Annotated in this window: 22 protein-coding genes; 9 read left to right on the forward strand and 13 right to left on the reverse strand. The window is 68.4% G+C overall.

What is annotated here, in order from left to right:
• Positions 1 to 61: 61 nt before the first annotated feature.
• Both SPHPH_RS0110750 and SPHPH_RS0110755 read left to right on the forward strand, forming a co-directional pair.
• The gene (locus SPHPH_RS0110750) at positions 62 to 739 is read left to right on the forward strand and encodes a response regulator transcription factor (RefSeq protein ID WP_028966697.1); all 678 of its coding nucleotides are present in this window, start codon (positions 62 to 64) and stop codon (positions 737 to 739) included.
• A gap of 1 nt (position 740) precedes the next feature.
• Complete coding sequence (locus tag SPHPH_RS0110755) at positions 741 to 2,060, forward strand: sensor histidine kinase (RefSeq protein WP_028966698.1); 1,320 nt, start codon at positions 741 to 743, stop codon at positions 2,058 to 2,060.
• 130 nt (positions 2,061 to 2,190) lie between these two features.
• Here the strand turns inward: SPHPH_RS0110755 and SPHPH_RS0110760 are convergent, their stop codons facing one another.
• From SPHPH_RS0110760 to hflK, 5 genes are all read right to left on the reverse strand, one after another.
• Positions 2,191 to 2,856, reverse strand: coding sequence for an epoxyqueuosine reductase QueH (locus SPHPH_RS0110760; RefSeq protein WP_028966699.1), 666 nt, complete (start codon positions 2,854 to 2,856; stop codon positions 2,191 to 2,193).
• A 131-nt stretch (positions 2,857 to 2,987) separates the two neighbouring features.
• Complete coding sequence (locus SPHPH_RS0110765; protein ID WP_028966700.1) at positions 2,988 to 4,625, reverse strand: helicase HerA-like domain-containing protein; 1,638 nt, start codon at positions 4,623 to 4,625, stop codon at positions 2,988 to 2,990.
• 326 nt (positions 4,626 to 4,951) lie between these two features.
• Complete coding sequence (locus SPHPH_RS0110770; protein WP_028966701.1) at positions 4,952 to 6,490, reverse strand: Do family serine endopeptidase; 1,539 nt, start codon at positions 6,488 to 6,490, stop codon at positions 4,952 to 4,954.
• Between the two features lie 109 nt (positions 6,491 to 6,599).
• Positions 6,600 to 7,475, reverse strand: a complete 876-nt coding sequence (hflC, locus tag SPHPH_RS0110775) for a protease modulator HflC (protein WP_028966702.1) — start codon at positions 7,473 to 7,475, stop codon at positions 6,600 to 6,602.
• A complete protein-coding gene (hflK, locus tag SPHPH_RS0110780) occupies positions 7,475 to 8,581 on the reverse strand; it encodes a protease modulator HflK (RefSeq protein WP_028966703.1) in 1,107 nt (368 codons plus the stop codon). The genes hflC and hflK overlap by 1 nt, the downstream gene beginning before the upstream one ends.
• A 72-nt stretch (positions 8,582 to 8,653) precedes the next feature.
• Here hflK and SPHPH_RS0110785 point away from each other — a divergent pair, with 72 nt between their 5' ends.
• Complete coding sequence (locus SPHPH_RS0110785) at positions 8,654 to 9,598, forward strand: Mrp/NBP35 family ATP-binding protein (RefSeq protein ID WP_028966704.1); 945 nt, start codon at positions 8,654 to 8,656, stop codon at positions 9,596 to 9,598.
• Positions 9,599 to 9,878: 280 nt separating this feature from the next.
• Here SPHPH_RS0110785 and SPHPH_RS0110790 read toward each other — a convergent pair whose 3' ends face one another.
• A complete protein-coding gene (locus SPHPH_RS0110790; RefSeq protein ID WP_028966705.1) occupies positions 9,879 to 10,583 on the reverse strand; it encodes a c-type cytochrome in 705 nt (234 codons plus the stop codon).
• A 100-nt stretch (positions 10,584 to 10,683) separates the two neighbouring features.
• Here SPHPH_RS0110790 and SPHPH_RS0110795 point away from each other — a divergent pair, with 100 nt between their 5' ends.
• Entirely contained in the window at positions 10,684 to 11,574 is an 891-nt protein-coding gene (locus SPHPH_RS0110795) for a prephenate dehydratase (RefSeq protein ID WP_028966706.1), read from the forward strand.
• A gap of 128 nt (positions 11,575 to 11,702) precedes the next feature.
• Here SPHPH_RS0110795 and SPHPH_RS0110800 read toward each other — a convergent pair whose 3' ends face one another.
• Entirely contained in the window at positions 11,703 to 11,909 is a 207-nt protein-coding gene (locus SPHPH_RS0110800) for a hypothetical protein (RefSeq protein ID WP_028966707.1), read from the reverse strand.
• Between the two features lie 142 nt (positions 11,910 to 12,051).
• On the opposite strand from SPHPH_RS0110800, the gene SPHPH_RS0110810 reads away from it, so the two are divergent.
• Genes SPHPH_RS0110810 through SPHPH_RS19485 form a run of 4 tightly spaced genes read left to right on the forward strand, consistent with a single transcriptional unit; the run spans position 12,052 to position 14,211 of the window.
• Positions 12,052 to 12,711, forward strand: coding sequence for an HAD-IA family hydrolase (locus SPHPH_RS0110810; protein ID WP_028966708.1), 660 nt, complete (start codon positions 12,052 to 12,054; stop codon positions 12,709 to 12,711).
• Positions 12,708 to 12,914, forward strand: coding sequence for a hypothetical protein (locus SPHPH_RS0110815; protein WP_028966709.1), 207 nt, complete (start codon positions 12,708 to 12,710; stop codon positions 12,912 to 12,914). The genes SPHPH_RS0110810 and SPHPH_RS0110815 overlap by 4 nt, the downstream gene beginning before the upstream one ends.
• A complete protein-coding gene (locus tag SPHPH_RS0110820) occupies positions 12,911 to 13,627 on the forward strand; it encodes an ATP12 family chaperone protein (protein WP_028966710.1) in 717 nt (238 codons plus the stop codon). The genes SPHPH_RS0110815 and SPHPH_RS0110820 overlap by 4 nt, the downstream gene beginning before the upstream one ends.
• A 59-nt stretch (positions 13,628 to 13,686) precedes the next feature.
• Positions 13,687 to 14,211 (forward strand): hypothetical protein, encoded by a 525-nt coding sequence (locus tag SPHPH_RS19485; RefSeq protein WP_156025977.1) that lies wholly within the window; start codon positions 13,687 to 13,689, stop codon positions 14,209 to 14,211.
• 157 nt (positions 14,212 to 14,368) lie between these two features.
• On the opposite strand, the gene gmk is transcribed toward SPHPH_RS19485, so the two are convergent.
• From gmk to SPHPH_RS0110845, 4 genes are all read right to left on the reverse strand, one after another.
• Positions 14,369 to 15,028 (reverse strand): guanylate kinase, encoded by a 660-nt coding sequence (gene gmk, locus SPHPH_RS0110830; RefSeq protein ID WP_028966711.1) that lies wholly within the window; start codon positions 15,026 to 15,028, stop codon positions 14,369 to 14,371.
• Between the two features lie 31 nt (positions 15,029 to 15,059).
• Positions 15,060 to 15,890 (reverse strand): S-formylglutathione hydrolase, encoded by an 831-nt coding sequence (gene fghA / locus SPHPH_RS0110835; RefSeq protein ID WP_028966712.1) that lies wholly within the window; start codon positions 15,888 to 15,890, stop codon positions 15,060 to 15,062.
• A gap of 154 nt (positions 15,891 to 16,044) precedes the next feature.
• Positions 16,045 to 16,428 (reverse strand): VOC family protein, encoded by a 384-nt coding sequence (locus SPHPH_RS0110840; protein WP_028966713.1) that lies wholly within the window; start codon positions 16,426 to 16,428, stop codon positions 16,045 to 16,047.
• 14 nt (positions 16,429 to 16,442) lie between these two features.
• Entirely contained in the window at positions 16,443 to 17,549 is a 1,107-nt protein-coding gene (locus SPHPH_RS0110845) for an S-(hydroxymethyl)glutathione dehydrogenase/class III alcohol dehydrogenase (protein ID WP_028966714.1), read from the reverse strand.
• A 294-nt stretch (positions 17,550 to 17,843) separates the two neighbouring features.
• Here SPHPH_RS0110845 and SPHPH_RS0110850 point away from each other — a divergent pair, with 294 nt between their 5' ends.
• Positions 17,844 to 18,983, forward strand: coding sequence for a CaiB/BaiF CoA transferase family protein (locus tag SPHPH_RS0110850; RefSeq protein WP_028966715.1), 1,140 nt, complete (start codon positions 17,844 to 17,846; stop codon positions 18,981 to 18,983).
• A gap of 672 nt (positions 18,984 to 19,655) precedes the next feature.
• Here SPHPH_RS0110850 and hisF read toward each other — a convergent pair.
• Positions 19,656 to 20,423, reverse strand: a complete 768-nt coding sequence (gene hisF, locus SPHPH_RS0110855; RefSeq protein ID WP_028966716.1) for an imidazole glycerol phosphate synthase subunit HisF — start codon at positions 20,421 to 20,423, stop codon at positions 19,656 to 19,658.
• A 40-nt stretch (positions 20,424 to 20,463) separates the two neighbouring features.
• Positions 20,464 to 21,438, reverse strand: coding sequence for a bile acid:sodium symporter family protein (locus SPHPH_RS0110860; protein ID WP_051273284.1), 975 nt, complete (start codon positions 21,436 to 21,438; stop codon positions 20,464 to 20,466).
• Positions 21,439 to 21,440: the final 2 nt, after the last annotated feature.

The following is a 21,440-nucleotide window of genomic DNA, read 5'->3' on the forward strand; positions in this document are numbered from 1 at the left end:
GCAGTCCCCGCGCCGATCGGATAGCAGCGGACGATCATCATCAAAGTGGCGATCCCCACCCATGAAGCTGCTGATCGTTGAGGACGACGTCGAATATGCCGCCGCGCTGAAGGCCGAACTGGCGCAGCGCGACCATCACGTCACGATCGCCGAAACCGGCCCCAGCGCACTGACCGCGATCGAACGCGACGCCTTCGACGCGATGATCCTCGATTCGATGCTGCCGCAATTGACGGGTGTCGCCGTCGTGGAGCGACTGCGCGATGCCGGGCACAATCTTCCGGTGCTGATGCTCTCCGCGCTGGGCCGCTCTACCGAGAAGATCGGCGGCCTGACCGCGGGCGCGGACGATTATTGCGTCAAGCCGACCCCGGCGGCGGAGATCGAGGCGCGGCTGCACGCGCTGCTGCGCGCGCGCGGCTGGACCGCGGCGGGCGACGCCGACATGCTGCGCGCCGGCGACATCGTCGTCAGCCCCGGGCAGCATCGCGCGTGGCGCGCCGACCAGCCGCTCGACCTGACGCGGCTCGAGTTCGGGTTGCTCGCCGAGCTGATCCGCCATGCCGGCAGCTTCCTGACGCGGGCGATGCTGATCGAGCGCGTCTGGGGCTATGATTTCGAGCCGGGCACCAACATCGTCGACGCGCAGGTGCGGCTGTTGCGGCGCAAGCTGACCGCGGGCGGCGGCGACGATCCGATCGCGACCAAGCGCGGCGTCGGTTACATGCTGCGCGCGTAGGATGGCGTCGCTCGGGCGGCTGACCGCGCTGTTCCTGGGCGCATTCGGGGCCGCGACCGCGCTGACCGGCTATGCCAGCTATTCGGCGTCGCGCCACACGATCGAGGCGCTGGTCGACCGGCGGCTGGACGAGGTGAGCCGCGCGCTGCTCGACGAATCGTTGCGCGGCAATCCGGCTGCGATCCTGGCGCGGATCGCGGCGCTGTCGACGCAGCGCGAGACCGGCGACCTGGGCTTCGAACTGGTCGATGCGCGCGGCGAACGGCTCGGCGGCAACGTGACCGTCACGGGGCCGGTGCCATCAGGGTTCTCGACGCTGGGGCACAACGTGCTGCCGGGGACGACGGCGTTTCGCATCCAGCGGCGCGATGCCGGTGGGGGCCTGCAACTGGTGACGCTGGTCGAAACCGAGCCGGTCGAGGGGTTCGCGGCGGTGTGGCTGCGCAGCTATGCGCTCGGCTTCGGGTTGATCGTCATCATCGTCGTCGCGGGCGCGGTGTCGTTCAGCACGATCGTGCGGCGGCGGATCGGCGAACTGCGCAGCACCGCCGAGGCGATCATCGACGGCGACCTGACGCAGCGCGTGCCGGTCGAGCCGGGCAGCGGCGCGTTTGCGGGGCAGGCCGCGACCTTCAACCGGATGCTCGACCGGATCGCGGCGCTGGTCGAAAGCCTGCGGCATGTCGGCGGCGATGTCGCGCACGATCTGCGCACCCCGCTGGCGCGACTGCGCAGCCGCCTCGCGCTGATCGTCGCCGAGACGCCGACGCCCGAGCTGGAGGCGGCGCTGGAGCAATGCGACGAATTGCTGGCGATGTTCTCCGCGATGCTGCGCATTTCGGAGGTGGAGGGCGGCGAGCGGCGGACGGCGTTCCGTGCCTTTTCGCTGGCGGGGGTGGCGATCGACGTGACCGAGACGCTGGCGGCCAGCGCGGACGACAGCGGGCATGAGCTGACGCTGGACGCGATCGCGGACGGCGAGATCGAGGGCGACCGGCAATTGTTGACGCAGGCGGCGCTCAATCTGGTCGGCAATGCGCTGACCCATAGCCCGCCCGGATCGCGCGTGACGGTGGCGGTGACGCGCGCGGCGGCGCAGATGCGGCTGACGGTAACCGACGATGGGCCGGGGATTCCCGCCGAGGAGCGCGCGACGGCGCTGCGGCGCTTCGGCCGGCTGGATGCGAGCCGCCATCGGCCCGGACACGGGCTGGGGCTGCCGCTGGTCGAAGCGATTGCGCGGATGCACGGCGGGACGCTGTCGCTGGATGACGCCCGGCCGGGGCTGCGCGCGACGATCGCGGTGCCGGTGGCGGGGTGACGGTGTCGCCGCTCCCGCTGAAATCACCGTCGCCCCGGACTTGATCCGGGGCCCCGCTTCTTTCCGGCAGTGGGAGCAAAAAGCGGGATCCCGGATCAAGTCCGGGATGACGGAAGAATTGAGGCCGCCGCTATTCCGCCTTCGTTTCCTCGCCGTAGAACAGCTCGCCGATGCGGATTTCCTCGCGCCCCTGCGAAACGCGATGCGCGTTGGTGTCGCGCAGCGAATAGACGCAGCCGCAATATTCCTGCTGGTAGAAATGCTCGCGCTTCGAGATCTCGATCATCCGCGCCGCGCCGCCGCCCTTGCGCCAGTTGAACGTCCAGTAAGCGATATCGGGATAATGCGCCGCTGCGCGCTCGCCGCAGTCGTTGATCTGCGCCATGTTCTTCCAGCGCGAGATGCCCAGCGACGAGGTGATGACCGGGAACCCGTGCTCATGCGCATAGAGCGCCGTGCGCTCGAAGCGCATGTCGAAGCACATCGTGCAGCGCAGCCCGCGCTCGGGCTCGAACTCCATCCCGCGCGCGCGCTTGAACCAGTTGACCGTGTCGTAATCGGCATCGACGAACGGGATGTCGTGCTTCTCGGCGAAGCGAATATTCTCCTCCTTGCGGAGAATATATTCCTCCTTGGGGTGAATATTCGGATTGTAGAAGAAGATCGTATAGTCGATCCCGCTCGCGGTCATCGCTTCCATCACCTCGCCGGAACAGGGCGCGCAGCAGGAATGGAGCAGCACTTTCTTCTGCCCGTCGGGCGGGGTGAGCAGCGGGCGGTCGTAGTCGGTCGTCATGCGCGCCGCCTTAGCGGAAAATGTTCGGGTGGTCACGGCCACCTCATCGTCATCCCGGGCTTGACCCGGGATCCCGCTTCCTGTCGACCTGAGAAAAAAGCGGGGCCCCGGATCAAGTCCGGGGCGACGTATCAGCGCCGCATCAACCCGCCGAGCACGCCGCGCACCACCTGCCCCAGCAGCCCACCGCCGCTCGCGCCGCGCCGCGAGCCGCCGAACACCGCCCTGGTCACTTCGTTCGCCACCGCGCGGCCGACCGCCGACGAGGCCGACCGCGAAGCCGAGGTCATCGCGCGGTTCCACGGATCGTTCGCCGACTCGCGCTCGGCCGCACGACGCGCGCGTTCTTCCTCGCGGGCGGCACGGTCCGCCTCGCGCGCCGCGCGGGCATCTTCCTTCGCCTGCGCAGCGGCGGCCTTCTCCGCGTCGGTCGAGGCGCGCGCCGCAGCCGCCGCGGCGGCGGCCTCGTGCGTCTTGGCCGACAGCAGTTCCTCGGCCGATTCGCGGTCGACCAGCGTATCGTACTTGGTGCCGATCGCGTCGGTCTGGATCAGCACGCGGCGTTCCTCGGGCGTGACCGGGCCGACGCGGCTCGACGGCGGACGGATCAGCGTGCGCTGCACCGGCGATGGCGCGCCATCGCGCTGGAGCAGCGACACCAACGCCTCACCGGTGCGCAGCTCGGTGATTGCGGTTGCCACGTCGACGTGCGCGTTGGCGCGGAACGTCTCGGCCGCGGCCTGCACCGCCTTGCGGTCGCGCGGGGTGAAGGCATTCAACTTGTGCTGGATGCGGTTGCCCAACTGCCCCGCGACGTTGTCGGGCACGTCGATCGGGTTCTGCGTGATGAAATAGACCCCGACGCCCTTCGAGCGGATCAGCCGCACGACCTGCTCGATTCGGTCCATCAGCGCGGGCGGCGCCTCGTCGAACAGCAGATGCGCCTCGTCGAAGAAGAAACACAATTTCGGCTTGTCGGCATCGCCGATCTCGGGGAGGAATTCGAACATCTCGCCGAGCAGCCACAGCAGGAACGTTGAATACAGCTGCGGCGAGGCCATCAACTTGTCGGCGGCGAGGATGTTGACCAGCCCGCGCCCGTTGTCGTCGGTGCCGAACAGGTCGGAGAGCGCCAGCGCCGGCTCGCCGAAGAAATGCTCCGCGCCCTGCGCGCGCAATTGCAGCAGCGCGCGCTGGATCGCACCGACCGACTGTTTCGAGACGTTGCCGTAGCGGGTGGTGAGTTCCTCGGCGCGCTCAGCGCAATGCGCGAGCATCGCCTGAAGGTCATCGAGGTCGAGCAGCAGCAGGCCCTCTTCGTCGGCGACGTGGAAGGCGATCGTCAGCACGCCTTCCTGCACCGCGTTCAGCCCCATCAGCCGCGCGAGCAGCAGCGGGCCCATCTCGCTGATCGTGGTGCGGACCGGATGCCCCTGCTCGCCGAACAGGTCCCAGAACTGCACCGGGGTATCGGCGTATTTCCAGTCGGTCGCGCCGATCTCGGCGGCGCGCGCGGCGAAGGCTTCGTGGGTCTTGGCAGTCGCCGAGCCCGGCATCGCCAGCCCCGACAGATCGCCCTTCACATCGGCGAGGAAACAGGCGACCCCGGCGTTCGAAAAGCCCTCGACGATGCCCTGCAGGGTCACGGTCTTGCCGGTGCCGGTCGCACCCGCGATCAACCCGTGGCGATTGGCGCGCGCGAGGTCGAGCCGCTGCGGGTCGGCGCCGCCTTCGCCTGCGCCGATCAAAATGCTGCCGCCGTCCGCCACGCTCTCTCTCCCACACAAAAGGGCCGCCGCATCATGCGATGCGACGACCCGTTTGACTAGTTACTTGCCCCGTCGCCCCGGACTTGATCCGGGGCCCCGCTTCTTGCGACGCAGCCCGGGAAAAGCGGGACCCCGGATCAAGTCGAGGCATCTGCGAAAGTCCCCTTCTTGTACCCCGGCGAAGGCCGGGGCCCAGTTGGGGGACGCTGATGATGCGCGTCGCGCTTCGTTTGATAGGCCTTCCCAACTGGGCCCCGGCCTTCGCCGGGGAACAGAAAGTGGATTTCGCAGAGGGCTCGATCAAGTCCGGGGTGACCGAAAGGCACTTACTTGATCTTCACCGCCATGAACACGCCGGTGGTGCGGCCACGGGTCAGGTTGAGCAGCACCGACGGGCGTCCCGCCGCCTTTGCCGCCGCGACGATCCGCGCGACATCAGCGCCGGTGCGGACCGGCTGCGAATTGACCGACGAGATTACGTCGCCGCGCTTCAGCTTCTGCCCGGCGTCGCTCGACGGATCGACGCCAGCGACGACCACGCCCTGCACAGTCGAATCGACGCCAATTGAACGCGCGATCTGCGGGGTGAGCGGCTGGACCGAGATGCCGAGCGAGCTCGACCCCGGCGTCACCTGCGCGCCGCTGTCGTCGTCAGGCAGACCGTCATCGCCATCGCCGTCGCCGTTGATCGCGGCGAGCTGGTCATCGGTTGGGCGGGTCGCCACCACCGCGTTCAGTGATTGGCGCTTGCCGTCACGGATCACGTCGAGCTTGATCGTCGAGCCCGGCGCGGCGTTCGCGACCAGCGACGACAGCGTGCGATCCGGCGTCACCGCCTCACCGTTGATAGCGACCACCACGTCGCCCGACCGCAACCCGGCCTTGGCACCCGGCCCGCCCGGCTCGACGCGGCCGATGATCTCGCCCTGATCCTTGGGCAGCCCGAGCGCGCCGGCGATGTCGTCGTTCACGCGCTGGATGCCGACCCCCAAATAGCCGCGCTTGATCGATTCACCCTTCATCAGCGTGGCGAGGATCGGCTTGGCCTCGCTCGCAGGAATCGCGAAGCCGATGCCGATGTTGCCGCCCGATTGCGAATAGATCTGGCTGTTGATGCCGATCACCTCGCCGTTCAGGTTGAACATCGGGCCACCCGAATTGCCCTGGTTGATCGCGGCATCGGTCTGGATGAACGTGTCGAACGGCCCCGGCTGCCCGGTCGACCGGTGCACCGCCGAGACGATGCCCGCAGTGACGGTGCCGCCTAGCCCGAACGGCTGGCCGATCGCCACCACCCAGTCGCCGACGCGCGCACGCGTCGAGTCGCCTAGCTTCACGTACGGCAGCGGCGTCGGCGAGGTGATCTTGAGCACCGCGAGATCCGAGGTCGGATCGCGGCCGATCAGCTTCGCCTTATATTCCTTACGATCCTGCAAGGTGACGGTGATCGACTCGACCGTCGCGCCCTTCGCTGCCGGTGCGATGACGTGGTTGTTGGTGACCACGTAACCGTCCGCCGAGATCAGGAAGCCCGACCCGAGCGACTGGCCCTCGCGGGTGACAGGCGCGCCGCCGCCACCACCGCCGCCGAACTGGCCGAACAGGTCGCCGAACGGCGTGCCCGCAAACGGATTCGCCTGCTGCTGGACGGTCACCTTCTGCGTGGTGGAGATGTTGACCACCGCCGGCTGGAGCTTGGCGACCATGTCCGCGAAGCTCATCGGCGCACCGGCGCGCGGCGCGGCGGCGCTGATCGCGCCCGGCTCATTCTGCGCGATCTGCGCGGTGGCCGGGTTCTGGAGCGCGAGCGACGCGGCCGTGCCGCCAAGCAGGAGGGCGCCGGTCAGGGCGTAAGCGTAACGCACGGTTTTCATGTCCTCTTGGTCACCCGATCCGAAAGTGATGAATACATTGCACCCTGTGCGGCCATCGCGATGAACGGCGTTTGAATATGAACGCCTTGCTCATCGTCGATTAACGACCGCCGCCTTCGAACGCACGAAGATAGCCATTGTTCGGGCTCATGATGATATTGGTCGAACCTTCCGGCTGCGCCTGACCATCGGCCCCGAACGTGTGGCGATAGCTCTGCATCGCGCGATAGAAGTCATAGAAATCAGCGTCCTTGCTGAATGCCTCGGCATAGATTCGCGCGGCCTGCGCATCGGCTTCGGCGCGGACGATCTGCGCCTGCTTCTGCCCTTGCGCGCGGATCGTGTTCGCCTCCTGCTGGCGCGCGGTGCGCATCCGCTGAAGCGCGCTGTCGAGCGGGCTGCCGTCGGGCAGGTCGGCATGCTTGATTCGCACGTCAACGATCTCCGCCCCGTACTGGCGCGCCGAGCCCTGCAAGGAGTTCTGGATCGCGTCCATTACCGCACCACGCTCGGGGCTGAGCAGCACCGCGAACGGCACCTTGCCGAGTTCGTTGCGCAGCGCGGTGCCGAGCAGCGGGCGAAGCTGGTCGGCGACGCGCTCCTCGGTGTTCGAGGTGCTGCCCGTCGACGTCACCGCCTTCAGCGGATCGACGATGCGGAAGCGCGCATAGGCATCGACGTTGAGCCGCAGCTGATCGGTCGACAGCACCAGGGTGTTGTCGAGATCGGCGTCCAGTACACGCTTGTCGACCCACACGATCTTGTCGATGAACGGCACGCGCGCGATCACACCCGCGCCGGTATTGCCGATCATCTGCCCCGGCTGCCACTGGTTCACCAGCCGCACCGGATTGTTGAGCCGCAGGACCACCGCCTGCTGCGTCTCGGGGACGATCGCGAAGGTCGCCGCGGCGAGGATCGCCAGCACCAGCGCCAGCATCCCGATCGCGATCGGGTTACGCGTCAGCTGGCTCATCAGCGCTGCCCTCCCTGCGCGGGGGCGGTGGTCGTGGTGGTCGTCGTCGTCCCCTGCGTCGGCTCGACCAGCTTGCGCGCGCGATCGAGCGGCAGGTACGGCGTCACGCCCGGCGTTTCGACGATCGTCTTGTCGGTCTTGGCCAGCACGGCCTCCATCGTCTCGTAATACATGCGTCGGCGCGTCACCTCGGGGGCGAGGCGATATTGCGCATAGACCTGGTCGAAGGCCGACGCCTCGCCCTGCGCACGCGCGATCACCTGCTGCGAATAGCTGCGCGCATTGTTGAGGTTGCCGACCGCTTCCTGCTGCGCGGCGGTGACGGCGTTGAAGTCGTCGACCAGCGCGGCGGGCGGCGACGCCTGCTTGATCGACACGCCCTGCACGCGCACCCCGGCCTGATAGCTGTCGAGGATCTGCTGCATCACCTGCGTTACGCGCGCCTCAATCAGCCCGCGGCCCGCGCCGATCGCATCGTTCATCCGCGTCGTGGCCAGTACCGCGCGCATCGCGCTTTCGGCGGTCGCGCGGACGGTCTCCTGCGGGTCCTTGATCTCGAACACGTAGTTGCGCGGATCGGACACGCGCCAGCGCACCGTATAGGCGAGGTCGATGATGTTCTGGTCACCGGTCAGCACCGTTTCCCCGCCGTCCTGCGGGAATTCGTCGGTGCGCACCTGCTCGACGTCGACCTTCGTCACGTTGACGATCGGCGCGGGCAAGGTGACGCGAATGCCGGGCTCCAGCATCCCCGAATATTTGCCGAAATAGGTGACGACCCCGCGTTGCTGCGGCCCGATCTGGTGAAAGGACGTCAGCAACAGCCAGATCGCAACCAGCAGGCCGACGCCGATCAGCCACAGCGTCCGCGCCGACGCCCCGAGCGGCAGTTGCGGGCGACCGCCGCCCCCGCCCCCGCCGCCGACGCGCGTCTTCTTGAGGAACTCGTCGAGCGCAGTTGGCTTGGACGAGCCGCGCCGGCCACCCGGCGGCACCGACCACGGGTTGCGCGGGCCGGCACTGTCGTCGCCGCCGCCTCCCCACGGTCCATTGTTGTCGGCAGCAAGGATGATCGGGCGCCGGAGCCAGCGTCGCAGGATGGTCATGTTGGTCTTTATAGGTGCGCCGTTCACGAAAAACAGTGGCAAGCGGCGTGCACGCGCCTACGGATCGCCGGCATGGACCAGAAAGATGTGGCAGCAGCGGTCGCCGCGGTGGCCGGAACCCGCGCGACCGTGCGAATCGAGGGGCAACGGATCGGCGTGGTGATCGACGCCGCCGGGCTCGACGCACCGGCACGCGACGCACTGGAGGCAAGCGTGCAGATGGCGGCGGCGCGCCCCGGCTATGAGGTGCGCACGGTCGTCACCGCCGAGCGCGTCGCGCGCCGCATCGTCGCGGTCGCCAGCGGCAAGGGCGGGGTCGGCAAGTCGACGCTGTCCGCCAATCTCGCGATCGCGCTGGCCAAGGCGGGGCGGCGCACCGGACTGGTCGACGCCGACATCTACGGCCCGTCGCAACCGCGGCTGATGGCGGTCGAGGGCACGCGGCCCGAGGCGCGCGACAAAGTGTTGCTGCCGGTCGCGACCCCGTACGGCGTGCCGCTGCTGTCGATGGGGCAGCTGGTGGAGCCGGGCCGCGCGATCGCGTGGCGCGGGCCGATGACCGCGGGCGCTTTGGGTCAGTTGATCGACGCCGACTGGGGCGCGACGGACACATTGGTGGTCGACCTGCCGCCGGGCACCGGCGACGTGCAGCTGACGATGGTGCAGAAGCATCGCCCGGCCGGCGCGGTGATCGTCTCGACCCCGCAAGACCTCGCGCTGATCGATGCACGCCGCGCGATCGACCTGTTCGAGAAGGCGGGCGTGCCGATCATCGGGCTGGTCGAGAATATGGCGGGCTATGCCTGCCCGCATTGCGGCGAGGTGTCTGACCCGTTCGGGCACGGCGGCGCGGAGGCGGCGGCGCGCGAGGCCGGAATTGCGTTTCTGGGGAGGGTGCCGCTGGATATTACGATCCGCACCGCGTCGGATGCCGGGCAGCCGCCGGCAGCGGAGGCCGAAGACCGGGTGTTCGCGCCGATCGCGGCGCAGGTCGCAGCGTGGTTGGCGGCGGGGTGATGACGCTGTCGCCGCGGGCCTGATCGGCAGCCCCGCCTCTTTTCACGCAGGCAGGCAGAAGGCACAACGCCGAGAGGTGGGGGCGATCCCCCTCCTCATACGACGCCTCGGGCTCGACCCGGGGCACCGCTTGTTCTGCACCGCGCGAAGAAAGAAGCGGGCCCCCGGATCAAGTCCGGGGTGACGAACTCAAACACGTCATTGCGAGCGTAGCGCGGCAATCCAGAGCCGGATCAGGACGCTCTGGATTGCCGCGCTACGCTCGCAATGACGTAAAGACTTACTGCTTCGCCGGCGGAGTCGCGCCGAGCGCCTTGTCCTTCTGTGCGGCCGGATCGACCGACGGCGCGCCCGAGGCAGGGGTGCCGGTGTTGGCGAGGTCGGCGGTGTCGCCCTTGGTCGCCTCGGTGACGTTCGCCACCGCTGGGTCGGTCGGTGCCGCAGCGGCGCCCGCGGCCGGGGCGGCTGGCAGCGGCAGGTTCGAGCCCTGCTGGTTCAGATAGGCGATCACGTTCGCGCGGTCCTGCGGATTGCCGAGCCCGGCGAAGGTCATCTTCGTGCCGTTGGCGAACTTGCGCGGGCTGGTCAGCCACGCGTTCATCTTGTCGAAGTCCCAGTTGCCGCCGACGCTCTTCAATGCATCGGAGAAGGCGAACCCGCCCTTGCCCTGCCCGATCGGCTCGCCCAGCGTGCCGTACAGGTTCGGGCCGATGCCGTTCGCGCCACCCTGGTTGATCGTGTGGCAGGCCGCGCACTTCTTGAAGACCTCGGCGCCCTTGGCCGGATCAGCGCTGCCCAGCAGCGAGGCGATCGGCACCTCGGCCGCACCACCGCCGCCGCCGGCCTCCTCGACACCCTCGATCGCATAGCCCGGCTTCTCGGGGCGCTCACCGTGGAACAGCATGCCGCCCGCGATCGACAGCCCCAGGGCCGTCCCCGCCGCCGCCAGCGCCCAGCCGAAAATCGTGTTGGTCCGATCGTCCATGTCGCCGTTTCGCCCCTCTTCCTTCAGCGTTCCATAGAAAGGGCTCCCGCGCATCGCAAGCGCTTGAGCGGCGCGGCATGCTCTTCTAGGCCACGCGGCCATGCAAAGTTACGCCGCGCCTGCCCGCCCGATCGTCGCCGCCATGACCGCCGCCGCCGCTGCCGAGCCGGGGCGCGCGGTCGCGTTTCAGGGCGCGCCGGGCGCGAACAGCCATGTCGCGATGCAGGAGGCGTTCCCCGACGCGCTGCCGCTGCCGTGCTTCAGCTTCGAGGATGCGCTGGACGCGGTGAAGACCGGCGCGGCCGATTGCGCGATCATCCCGATCGAAAATTCACTGCACGGCCGCGTCGCCGACATGCATTTCCTGCTGCCCGAATCCGGGCTGGTCATCACCGGCGAGCATTTCCTCGCGATCCGCCACGCGCTGATCGGCTGCGGCCCGCGCGACGGCGTGCAACAGGCGATGAGCCATCCGCAGGCGCTCGGGCAATGCCGCCACTGGCTGAAGGCGCACGGGATCGCGCCGGTCAATTATCCCGATACCGCCGGCGCGGCGGCGGTCGTCGCCGAATTGCGTGATCCGCGCGTCGCGGCGCTGGCGCCGCCGGGCGCGGCGGCGATCTATGGGCTGGAGTTGCTGGCGACCGACATCGCCGATGCCGACCACAATACCACACGTTTCGTCACGCTGGCGCGCGGGGCGCGGCCGCTGTCGGGTGAGGGGCCGTGGATGACGACCTTCATCTTCGAGGTAAAGAACGTCCCCGCCGCGCTCTACAAGGCGATGGGCGGGTTTGCGACCAACGGCGTCAACATGACCAAGCTGGAAAGCTACCAGCGCGGCGGCAGCTTCGCGGCGACCGAATTCTATTGCGATGTCGAGGGGCGCCCCGGCGATCCCGCGTTCGACCGCGCGATGGAGGAGCTGGGCTTCCATTCGAAATGGGTGCGCGTGCTGGGCACCTATGCGCAGGCGCGAAAGCGGGGGTAAGCGGCCACCGCGACAACCGTCGTCCTCTATCCCGTCATCCCGGACTTGATCCGGGATCTCGCTTCTTCCTTCTGCCGGCAAAAAAAGCGGGGCCCCGGATCAGGTCCGGGGCGACGATCGCGATCGCGTCAGATCGCCATCGCCGAGTCGGTGATGACGCCCCAGGCCGCATAGCTGGCGGCCATCAGCGCGACCGAGCAGGTGATCCCGAACAGCACGTAACCGATGTAGTTGAGCATCGGCGGGTTCGCGCGCTCCAGCTTGCGGTTGCGCGACGCACCCGTCAGCACGAAACTCAGCAGCATCCCATACGTTAGTGCAACGGCTTCGATCATTACCCGCCCCTCGGCTCCAGCTAAAGTTCCCGCACGCCCCCCGGCGTCCGTGCGCGGTTAACCATAGCTTCGGTCCGTCACGAAGTCGTTAACGCGCACCTCGCCGCTTGCCTCCCACGGTTCGCCGACTAACAGGCGATACATGCCCATCAAACTCGCGGTTTTCGATTGCGACGGCACGCTCGTCGACAGTCAGGCCAATATCTGCCGCGTCATGGAACACGCCTTTGCCGCGCTCGGGCTGGCCCCGCCGCCGCGCGCGGCGACTCGCGCGATCGTCGGCTTGAGCCTCGTCGAAGCGATGGCGGTGCTGGTGCCCGACCTCCCCGCGGCGGTGCATCTGGCGCTGGCCGATGCGTACAAGGCGATCTTCCGCCGGATGCGCGAGGACGGCGAGCTGGATGCCGAGCCGCTCTACGACGGGCTGGTCGAGGCGCTCGACGCGCTGGCGCGGGAAGGCTGGTCGTTCGGCGTGGCTACGGGCAAGTCGGATCGCGGCCTCGCGCACGTACTGGCGGTCCACGGGCTCGCCGACCGCTTCGTCACGCTCCAGACCGCCGACCGGCATCCCTCCAAGCCAGATCCCGCCATGCTGCACGCCGCGATGGCGGAGGCGGGTGCGCTGCCCCATATGACCGCGATGATCGGCGACACGACTTTCGACATGGCGATGGCGCGCGCGGCGGGTGCCCGCGCGATCGGCGTCAGCTGGGGCTATCATCGCGAGGACGCGCTGTGGCAGGCGGGCGCCGAGCGCATCGCGCATCGCTGCGCCGATCTGCCCGCGTGTCTCGCGGCATGAGCGATCCGGCGCGCGGCCGCTGGGCGGCGATCGTCGCGACGCGGCTGGCGGGGACCGCCGGCGCGTTGCTCGGCGTGGTGTTGCTGGGGCGGGCGCAGACGCTGGGGCCGAAGCTGTTGGGTGTGGCGATCGTCGTCAGTGCCTTGTGGATGATCGCCACCGTACCGCGCGCACTGGCCCGGCGCTGGAGGAGCCCGAAGTGAAGCGTTTCTGGACCGGGGTGACGGTGGATGCCGACCGTGCGATCCGGCTCGACGCGCGCCCGGTGCGGACGCCGGGACGCGCGCCGCTCGCGCTGCCGACCGCTGCGCTCGCCGGGGCGGTGGCGGACGAGTGGCGCGCGGTGGGCGAAACGCTCGACCCGCGCGCGATGCCGCTGACCGGGCTCGCCAACGCCGCGATCGACCGCATCGCGCCGGCGCCGGAGGGATTCGCCGCCGGGCTGGCCGCCTATGCCGAAAGCGACCTGCTCTGTTATCGCGCCGACGCGCCCGCCGAGCTGGTTACGCGGCAGGCGGCCGCATGGGACCCGCTGCTCGACTGGGCGCGCGAGCGCTACGACGTGCATTTCGAGATCGTCACCGGCGTGATGCACCGCGCACAGCCGCCCGCGACCGTCGCACGGCTGGCCGAGGCGGTGGCGAGCCGCGATGCCTTCGCGCTGGCCGCGCTGTCACCGCTGGTGACGCTGACCGGTACGCTGGTGGGAGCGCTGGCACTGGCCGAGGGCGCGATTTCCGCCGACGCTTTGTGGCGGGCGGCCATGGTCGACGAGGACTGGCAGGCCGAACGCTGGGGCGAGGATTCACTTGCGACGCAGGCCCGCGAGGACAAGCGCCGTGATTACGACGCGGCGACGCGGTTCCTGTCGTTGCTGGACGATCCCCGGCCGGGTTGCGGGCACGATCACGAGTAGGGCATACCTCCGTAACGATCGACGACGGGGATAGATGAACGACGCGCACGGGCTGGATGGTGGCATTGATCGCAGCGGTATCGGTCGCCGGGGCGCCCGCGCTGGCGCAGGATAGCGACGGGGCCGATCATCCGCTGGTCCCGCGCTACACCGGTGCGGAGATCGACGGCTATCGCGGGGCTTCGGAGGACGAAGTGACGATGCCGACCGGCGCGATCGCCGCCGAGGACGATACCGCCAACCGTCGCCTGCTCACCGGGCAGGTCACGCACATCGATTACCGCATCAAGCCGGCGACCGCCCCGCTTCAGATCGAGCGCTATTACATCGATCTGCTGAAAGCCGCCGGGTTCGAGACGGTGTTCGCCTGCACAGGCCCCGCTTGCGGGCGCGACATGGGCGCGCTGATCCTCAATTCGGGCAAGGTCGCGCCGACCGGGCTGGCGGACGGGCTGTTCAACGACCGTATCCGCGTCCGCATCGCGCGGCGCGGCGACACCTGGGTGCTGCTCCACATCGCCGAGGGGCCGGACCGGTCGCAGGTGTTCGAAACGGTGGTCGAGGGCGCAACGTCGGGGCAATAACGGCGGCAACCCACGTCACATCGGCGAAGAAGCGCGGAAATTCACCATCAAATCCGTCATTCCCGCGCAGGCGGGAATCCAGACGCGCAGGTCTTCGCAACAGCCATTGACGTCAGAGGTTCTGGATTCCCGCCTGCGCGGGAATGACGGAGCCCCCCTACCCCGCCGGCGTGCGCAGCTTGCGGATGAACCCGATCAGCCCGGTCTGGCGCGAGCGTTTCAACCGCTCGGCGGCGAGGATCGTCTTCACTTTGGCGTAGCAGCTCTCGACATCGTCGTTGACCAGCACATAGTCATAACCGTCCCAATGGCTGATCTCGGCATCGGCGCGGCTCATGCGGCGGTCGATGATCTCCTGCGCGTCGGTGGCGCGGCCCTCGAGCCGGCGGCGGAGTTCCTCCATCGACGGCGGCAGGATGAAGACGCGCACCACGTCGCCGCCCGCGATCTGGTGGAGCTGCTGCGCGCCCTGCCAGTCGATATCGAACAGCACATCCTTGCCGTCCGACAGCATCGCATCGACCGGCGCGCGCGGCGTGCCGTAGCGTTGGTCGAAGACGTGCGCCCATTCGAGGAATTCGTGATTCGCCGCCATCTCGCGGAACTGGTCGAGCGAGACGAAGTGGTAATCGCGGCCATCCTCCTCGCCCTTGCGGATCGCGCGGGTGGTGGCGGATACCGAGAGCGACAGCTCGGGCTCGCTGGCGAGCAGCATCCGTGCGATCGTCGACTTCCCCGCGCCGGACGGCGAGGAGAGGACGAACAGCAATCCGCGACGCTTCATGTGGTGCGGGTCGGCGGTCAGGCGATCGTGCATGGGGGCTGATGCCCCGCCCCGCCCGCTTGCGTCAAGCGCGCAGCCGCGCCGCGTGCCACGCGAGATGATCGGCCATGAAGGTCGAAATGAAGTGATAGCTGTGGTCGTAGCCCGGCTGCATCCGCAGCGTCAGGTCAATTCCGGCATCGGCGCAGGCGGTTGCGAGCAGGTCGGGGCGGAGTTGCTCGGTGAGGAACGAATCGGCATCGCCCTGATCGACCAGTATTTCCGGAACGCGCGCGCCATCCTCGATCAGCGCGACCGCATCGTGTCGGCGCTGCGCGGCGGGGTCGTCGCTCAGATAGCGGTCGAGCGCCTTGCCCCATGGCACTTGGGTCGGCGCGACGATCGGCGCGAAGGCGGAGACGGCGCGGAACCGTTCGGGATGGCGCAGCGCGACGGTCAGCGCGCCGTGCCCGCCCATCGAATGCCCCATGATCGACTGTCGCGCCATGGCGGCGGGAAAGTGTTCGCCGACCAGCGCAGGCAGCTCCGCGGTGACATAGGACCACATCCGGTAATGCGTCGCCCACGGCGCCTCGGTCGCGTCGACGTAGAAGCCGGCGCCCTTCGCGAAGTCCCATGCGTCCTCGTCGGGCACATCGTCGCCGCGCGGGCTGGTGTCGGGCGCGACGAAGATCAAGCCGTGCTCGGCGCAGGCGCGGCGGAACTCGCCCTTGTCGGTGACATTGGCGTGCGTGCAGGTCAGGCCCGACAGATACCAAACCACCGGCAGCGTCGTGCCCGGTGCGTGATCGGGGACATAGACCGAGAAGGTCATGTCGGTGCCGGTCGCGGTCGAGCGATGCCGGTACACGCCCTGCGTCCCGCCATGCGCGCGGGCGGTGGAGACAGTTTCCATAGGTGATCCTTTCGGAATAGTCTGCGTGACGGAGCGACCATCTGAACGGACGAGCCCTCCCGTCCGTCGCCCCTGACTTGATCCGGGGCGCCGCTTCTACTGCGGTCGCGAGAAGCGGGATCCCGGATCAAGTCCGGGATGACGATGGGCTAGATCACGCCGGCACGCGATACGCGCCGCACAGCTTGTTGCCGTCCGGATCGCGCAGATAGGCGAGGTAGAGCTGCCCGAACGGGCTGGTGCGCACGCCCGGCGCGTCCTCGATCGCGGTACCGCCATTGGCCACGCCGGCTTCGTGCCATGCCTGCGCCTGTTCCGGCCCGGTCATGCGAAAGCCGATCGTCCCGCCGTTGGCGTGGCACGCCGGCTCGCCGTCGATCGGGCGCGAGATCATGAACAGCGCGCCGTCATGCGCGTAGACGACGCGGCCCTTGTCGTCCTGCCGCCCCTCGCGCCCACCCAACGCGGCGAACAGCGCGTCGTAGAATGTTTTCGACCGCGCCACGTCGTTCGACCCGACCATCACATGACTGAACATCGTCGCCCCCTCCCTCAATAGACCACGACGCTGCGGATGCTCTCGCCGGCATGCATCAGGTCGAAACCCTTGTTGATCTCGTCCAGCGTCAGCCGGTGCGTAATCATCGGATCGATCTGGATCATCCCGTTCATATACCAGTCGACGATCTTCGGCACATCGGTGCGCCCGCGCGCGCCGCCGAACGCGGTACCCTTCCAGACGCGCCCGGTGACCAGCTGGAACGGCCGCGTGCTGATCTCCTTGCCCGCCTCGGCGACGCCGATCACGATCGACTCGCCCCAGCCGCGATGCGCGCTCTCCAGCGCCTGCCGCATCACGACGGTGTTGCCGGTGCAGTCGAACGTATAGTCGCCGCCGCCATCGGTGAGCGCGACCAGATGCTGGACGACATCGCCAACGTCCTTCGGGTTGACGAAGTCGGTCATCCCGAACTGCCGCCCCCATTCCTCGCGATCGGGGTTGATGTCGACCCCGACGATCCGCGCCGCGCCGGCCAGCTTCGCGCCCTGGATGACGTTGAGCCCGATCCCGCCGAGCCCGAACACGATCACCGTCGCGCCGACCTCGACCTTGGCGGTGTTGACCACCGCGCCGACCCCGGTCGTGACGCCGCAACCGATATAGCAGCTGGTGTCGAACGGCGCGTCGGGGCGGATCTTGGCGACCGCAATCTCGGGCAGCACGGTGAAGTTCGAGAAGGTCGAGCAGCCCATATAATGGTAGATCGGCTGCCCCTTGTAGCTGAAGCGCGTCGTGCCGTCGGGCATCAAGCCCTTCCCCTGCGTGGCCCGGATCGCGGTGCACAGGTTGGTCTTGCCGCTGAGGCACGACTTACACTGGCGGCATTCGGGGGTGTAGAGCGGGATGACGTGATCGCCCGGCACGACGCTGGTCACGCCCGCGCCGACCTCTCGGACGACGCCGCAGCCCTCGTGGCCGAGCACGCTGGGGAACAGCCCCTCACTGTCGAGCCCGTCGAGCGTGTAGGCATCGGTGTGGCAGATGCCGGTCGCCATGATCTCGACCAGCACCTCGCCGGCCTTCGGGCCTTCGAGATCCAGCTCGACGATCTCCAGCGGCTTCTTCGCCTCGAACGCGACGGCGGCGCGGGTCTTCATGGGGGCAACCTCTTCGTGACTGTTGCGCGGGGTCTTAGGCGGCGCGGGCGGGAGTGTTCAACCCGCCGGGCGTGCGACGATGCGACGCAGCGCAATGATGTTCACGCGGAGGCGCGGAGACGCGGAGAGAAAAAGAAGAGGGTCTCCCGATCGTGGGGTCGGGTAAGCCTGCCGCCGGAGCGACAGTTCGGCCGGCAGACACTCTCTTCCTTTCTCCGCGTCTCCGCGCCCCCGCGTGAACCAGAAAATCTTGCCGGCTTCGCGCGAACCCTCCCGCGCGCTAGACCGAAGCGCATGACCCACCGCCCCCTCGCCGGCCTACGCGTCCTCGAACTCGCGCGCATCCTCGCCGGCCCGTGGGCCGGGCAGTTGCTCGCCGACCTCGGCGCGGACGTCATCAAGGTCGAGCGCCCCGGCGAGGGCGACGATACCCGCCACTGGGGCCCGCCGTTCGTCGCCGACACGCCCGGCGAGCGCGGCTCGGCGGCCTATTACCACGCCTGCAACCGCGGCAAGCGTTCGGTCGCGATTGACATCGCCACCCTTGAGGGACAGGCGCAGGTCCGCGCGCTCGCCGCCGGCGCGGATGTGGTGATCGAGAATTACAAGGTCGGCGGGCTGACCAAATACGGGCTCGACCCGGCTGCGTTGCGCGCCGCCGATCCACGGCTGATCGTCTGTTCGATCACCGGCTTTGGACAGGACGGCCCCTATGCGCAGCGCGCCGGTTACGACTTCATCATTCAGGGCATGGGCGGGATGATGTCGATCACCGGCGAGCCCGACGGACCCCCGCAGAAGGGCGGCGTCGCGCACGCCGATCTGTTCACCGGCGTCTATGCCACGGTCGCGATCCTCGCCGCGGTGGTCGCGCGGGCATCGAGCGGGGTCGGCACGCATATCGACATGGCGCTGCTCGACACGCAGGTCGCAGTGCTCGCCAATCAGGCGCTCAACTGGATGGCGAGCGGGGAGGTGCCGCAGCGGCTCGGCAACGGCCATCCCAACCTCGCCCCGTACCAGAGCTTCCCGACCAGCGACGGCGACCTGATCGTCGCGGTCGGCAACGATCGCCAGTTCGCCAAGCTGTGCGCGGTTCTGGATGTACCGGCGCTGGCGGAGGACGCGCGGTTCGCAACCAACCCCGCGCGCGTCGCCAATCGCGCCGCGTTGCTCCCGCTGCTCGTGGCGCGCACCGTCCTGTGGCGTGCCGCCGATTTGCTCGCCGCACTGGAGGCGGCGGGCGTGCCGGTCGGCCCGGTCAACCGCATCGATCAGGTCTTCGCCGACCCGCAAGTGATCGCGCGCGGGATGCAGCTGGCGATGGCCGGCATCCCCGGCCTCGCCTCGCCGATCCGCTACGACGGCGAGCGCGCGGTGGCAGCACGGCCGAGCCCGCGGCTGGGGGAACATGCGGGGGCGGCGTGGTTGTGAGCGGAGCAAAAGAAACAACCCATTTTTGCACGCAGTTTGCCAATCCTTTCGCTCGCAAAAGCCGATTAGTCTAAGAAGTTTTTCAAGTCGAGTTCCGGACGTCGGTTATCACAGCTAGATCAAGCGGATGGATGACACATGACCTATGATCCATCGCGGCTTGGTCTAAAGGGCTGTTGCGGAGTCGCTGTCCTTAGTTTCGTCTTCTGCGTCTGCCTGCTTCTAGGCACCTGCGTTTTAAGGGTAGTGGTTGCTCGCGTGAAGTCGCCCGACAACGGCTTGGTCGCGAGCATTACCGAGACGAACGGCGGAGCCACGACGAGCTATGGCTATGAAGTTGATGTTGCCCGCAACTGGCCTTTGCGGTGGAACCACGCTGTAGCCGGGTTTACGGTGCCACTCGTAGCGACTGCGCTTACGGTGTGAACGTGAGTTGGCTAGCCAACGACAAGTTTATGATTTCCTACAAGACCGCGAGATCGAAGGACGTGAAACAGACGATCCATCTTTTAGGCCGAACCGTACAGGTCGTCGTCAGAGCTGGAGTGGATGATCCGACGGCGCGCTGTGGCGGCATGGAGGACGACTAGCACGGCAGTGATGGAAACATTCGCTTTCCATCAAATATATGCGTTCAATCTCACCACGCCTCAACGCCGCAAGCGCCCCCGCTTATTGCAACGGCGCCCGCACCGGCACCCCCGCCGCCGCCAGCGCGGCGTGCGCCTCCGCCACCGTCGCCTGCCCGAAGTGGAAGATCGACGCCGCCAGCACCGCCGAGGCGTGCCCCTCGACCACCCCCGCGACCAGATCGCCCAGCGACCCGACCCCGCCGCTCGCCACCACCGGCACCGCGGTGCGGTCGGCGATTGCGCGGATCAGGTCGAGGTCGTAGCCGCCCTTGGTCCCGTCGCGGTCCATCGACGTCACCAACAACTCGCCCGCGCCCAGTTCGGTCAGCCGCAGCGCATGTTCGACCGCGTCGATCCCGGTCGCGCGGCGACCGCCATGCGTGAACACCTCCCAGCCATCGCCGACACGCCGCGCGTCGACGCTGGCGACGCAGCACTGGCTGCCGAAGCGTTCGGCGATGTCGGCGACCACCTCGGGTCGCGCCACCGCCGCGGAATTGACCGCGACCTTGTCGGCACCGGCCAGCAGCAGCGCGCGCGCATCCTCGGCGCTACGCACCCCGCCGCCGACCGTCAGCGGCATGAAGCACACCGCCGCCGTCCGCCGCACGACGTCGAGGATCGTGCCGCGCGCCTCATGGCTGGCGGTGATGTCGAGGAAGCAGAGTTCGTCCGCCCCCGCCGCGTCATAGGCGCGCGCCTGTTCGACCGGATCGCCGGCATCGACCAGATCGACGAAATTGACGCCTTTGACGACGCGCCCGCCGGCAACGTCGAGGCACGGGATCACACGGGCGCGCACGGTCATGCGCGGCTCATGCCCGCGCGGCGACGGCGGGGCAAGCGAGTCACTCGGCGCGCTCCGCATAGCGCCGCGCCAGCCATGCGCAGACGAACAATTGCACCTGGTGGAAGATCATCAGCGGCAGCACGACCAGCCCGACGCTGTGCGCCGGGAACAGGATCGCCGCCATCGGAATGCCGCTCGCCATGCTCTTCTTGGACCCGCAGAAGACGGTCGCGATCTCGTCGGGCACCGTGAACCCCAGCGCGCGCGACGCCAGCGTCGTCGCGCCGATCACGACCGCGAGGATCACCAGCGAGATGAGCACGATCGCCACCAATGTCAGCGGCGAGACATGGTGCCACAGCCCGGCGACCACGCCTGCGCCGAACGCGGCATAGACGACCACCAGCACCGATCCGCGATCGACCACCTTGGTCAGTAGCGGATGCGCGAGCAGCCAGCCCCGCGCCCACGGCCTGATCGCCTGCCCGACGACGAACGGCAGCAGTATCTGCAAGGCGATGTCACGCAGCGCATCGAGCGACAGCCCGCCACTGGCGGTCGCAAGCAATTGCGCAACGAGCAACGGCGTGATGACCACCCCGACGAGATTCGACAGCGACGCGCTGCACAGCGCGGCGGGCACGTTGCCGCGCGCGATCGAGGTGAAGGCGATCGACGACTGGACGGTCGACGGCAACAGGCAGAGATACAGCAGCCCGGTGACGATCGGCGCGGGCAGCCACGCATGCGTCGCCGCCGCCACACCGAGGCCGATCAGCGGGAACAGCAGGAAGGTGCTGGCGAACACCAGCAGCTGCAACCGCCATTGCGCCAGCCCCGCCCAGATCGCCTGTGGCGCGAGCCGCGCGCCGTACAGCAGGAACAGCAACGCCACCGCGACGGTGGTGCCATGTTCGACCCACAATGCCGCCTCGCCCCGCGCCGGAAACACCGCGGCGAGCGCGACGGTCGCGATCAGCAGCAGCAGGAAGCGGTCGGCGCGCGCCAGCACCGCGCCGATGCGCCCGGCCATCA

Origin of the sequence: Sphingomonas phyllosphaerae FA2, assembly GCF_000427645.1 — a bacterium.
Lineage (GTDB): Bacteria > Pseudomonadota > Alphaproteobacteria > Sphingomonadales > Sphingomonadaceae > Sphingomonas > Sphingomonas phyllosphaerae.

What these genes read in the sequence shown, in the direction of transcription:
- SPHPH_RS0110750 (WP_028966697.1), top strand. Translation starts at nt 62, where the DNA reads ATGAAGCTGCTGATCGTTGAGGACGACGTCGAATATGCCGCCGCGCTG.
- SPHPH_RS0110755 (WP_028966698.1), top strand. Translation starts at nt 741, where the DNA reads ATGGCGTCGCTCGGGCGGCTGACCGCGCTGTTCCTGGGCGCATTCGGG.
- SPHPH_RS0110760 (WP_028966699.1), bottom strand. Translation starts at nt 2,856, where the DNA reads ATGACGACCGACTACGACCGCCCGCTGCTCACCCCGCCCGACGGGCAG.
- hflC (WP_028966702.1), bottom strand. Translation starts at nt 7,475, where the DNA reads ATGAGCCAGCTGACGCGTAACCCGATCGCGATCGGGATGCTGGCGCTG.
- hflK (WP_028966703.1), bottom strand. Translation starts at nt 8,581, where the DNA reads ATGACCATCCTGCGACGCTGGCTCCGGCGCCCGATCATCCTTGCTGCC.
- SPHPH_RS0110785 (WP_028966704.1), top strand. Translation starts at nt 8,654, where the DNA reads ATGGACCAGAAAGATGTGGCAGCAGCGGTCGCCGCGGTGGCCGGAACC.
- SPHPH_RS0110790 (WP_028966705.1), bottom strand. Translation starts at nt 10,583, where the DNA reads ATGGACGATCGGACCAACACGATTTTCGGCTGGGCGCTGGCGGCGGCG.
- SPHPH_RS0110795 (WP_028966706.1), top strand. Translation starts at nt 10,684, where the DNA reads ATGCAAAGTTACGCCGCGCCTGCCCGCCCGATCGTCGCCGCCATGACC.
- SPHPH_RS0110800 (WP_028966707.1), bottom strand. Translation starts at nt 11,909, where the DNA reads ATGATCGAAGCCGTTGCACTAACGTATGGGATGCTGCTGAGTTTCGTG.
- SPHPH_RS0110810 (WP_028966708.1), top strand. Translation starts at nt 12,052, where the DNA reads ATGCCCATCAAACTCGCGGTTTTCGATTGCGACGGCACGCTCGTCGAC.
- SPHPH_RS0110815 (WP_028966709.1), top strand. Translation starts at nt 12,708, where the DNA reads ATGAGCGATCCGGCGCGCGGCCGCTGGGCGGCGATCGTCGCGACGCGG.
- gmk (WP_028966711.1), bottom strand. Translation starts at nt 15,028, where the DNA reads ATGCACGATCGCCTGACCGCCGACCCGCACCACATGAAGCGTCGCGGA.
- fghA (WP_028966712.1), bottom strand. Translation starts at nt 15,890, where the DNA reads ATGGAAACTGTCTCCACCGCCCGCGCGCATGGCGGGACGCAGGGCGTG.
- SPHPH_RS0110840 (WP_028966713.1), bottom strand. Translation starts at nt 16,428, where the DNA reads ATGTTCAGTCATGTGATGGTCGGGTCGAACGACGTGGCGCGGTCGAAA.
- SPHPH_RS0110845 (WP_028966714.1), bottom strand. Translation starts at nt 17,549, where the DNA reads ATGAAGACCCGCGCCGCCGTCGCGTTCGAGGCGAAGAAGCCGCTGGAG.
- SPHPH_RS0110850 (WP_028966715.1), top strand. Translation starts at nt 17,844, where the DNA reads ATGACCCACCGCCCCCTCGCCGGCCTACGCGTCCTCGAACTCGCGCGC.
- hisF (WP_028966716.1), bottom strand. Translation starts at nt 20,423, where the DNA reads ATGACCGTGCGCGCCCGTGTGATCCCGTGCCTCGACGTTGCCGGCGGG.
- SPHPH_RS0110860 (WP_051273284.1), bottom strand. Translation starts at nt 21,438, where the DNA reads ATGGCCGGGCGCATCGGCGCGGTGCTGGCGCGCGCCGACCGCTTCCTG.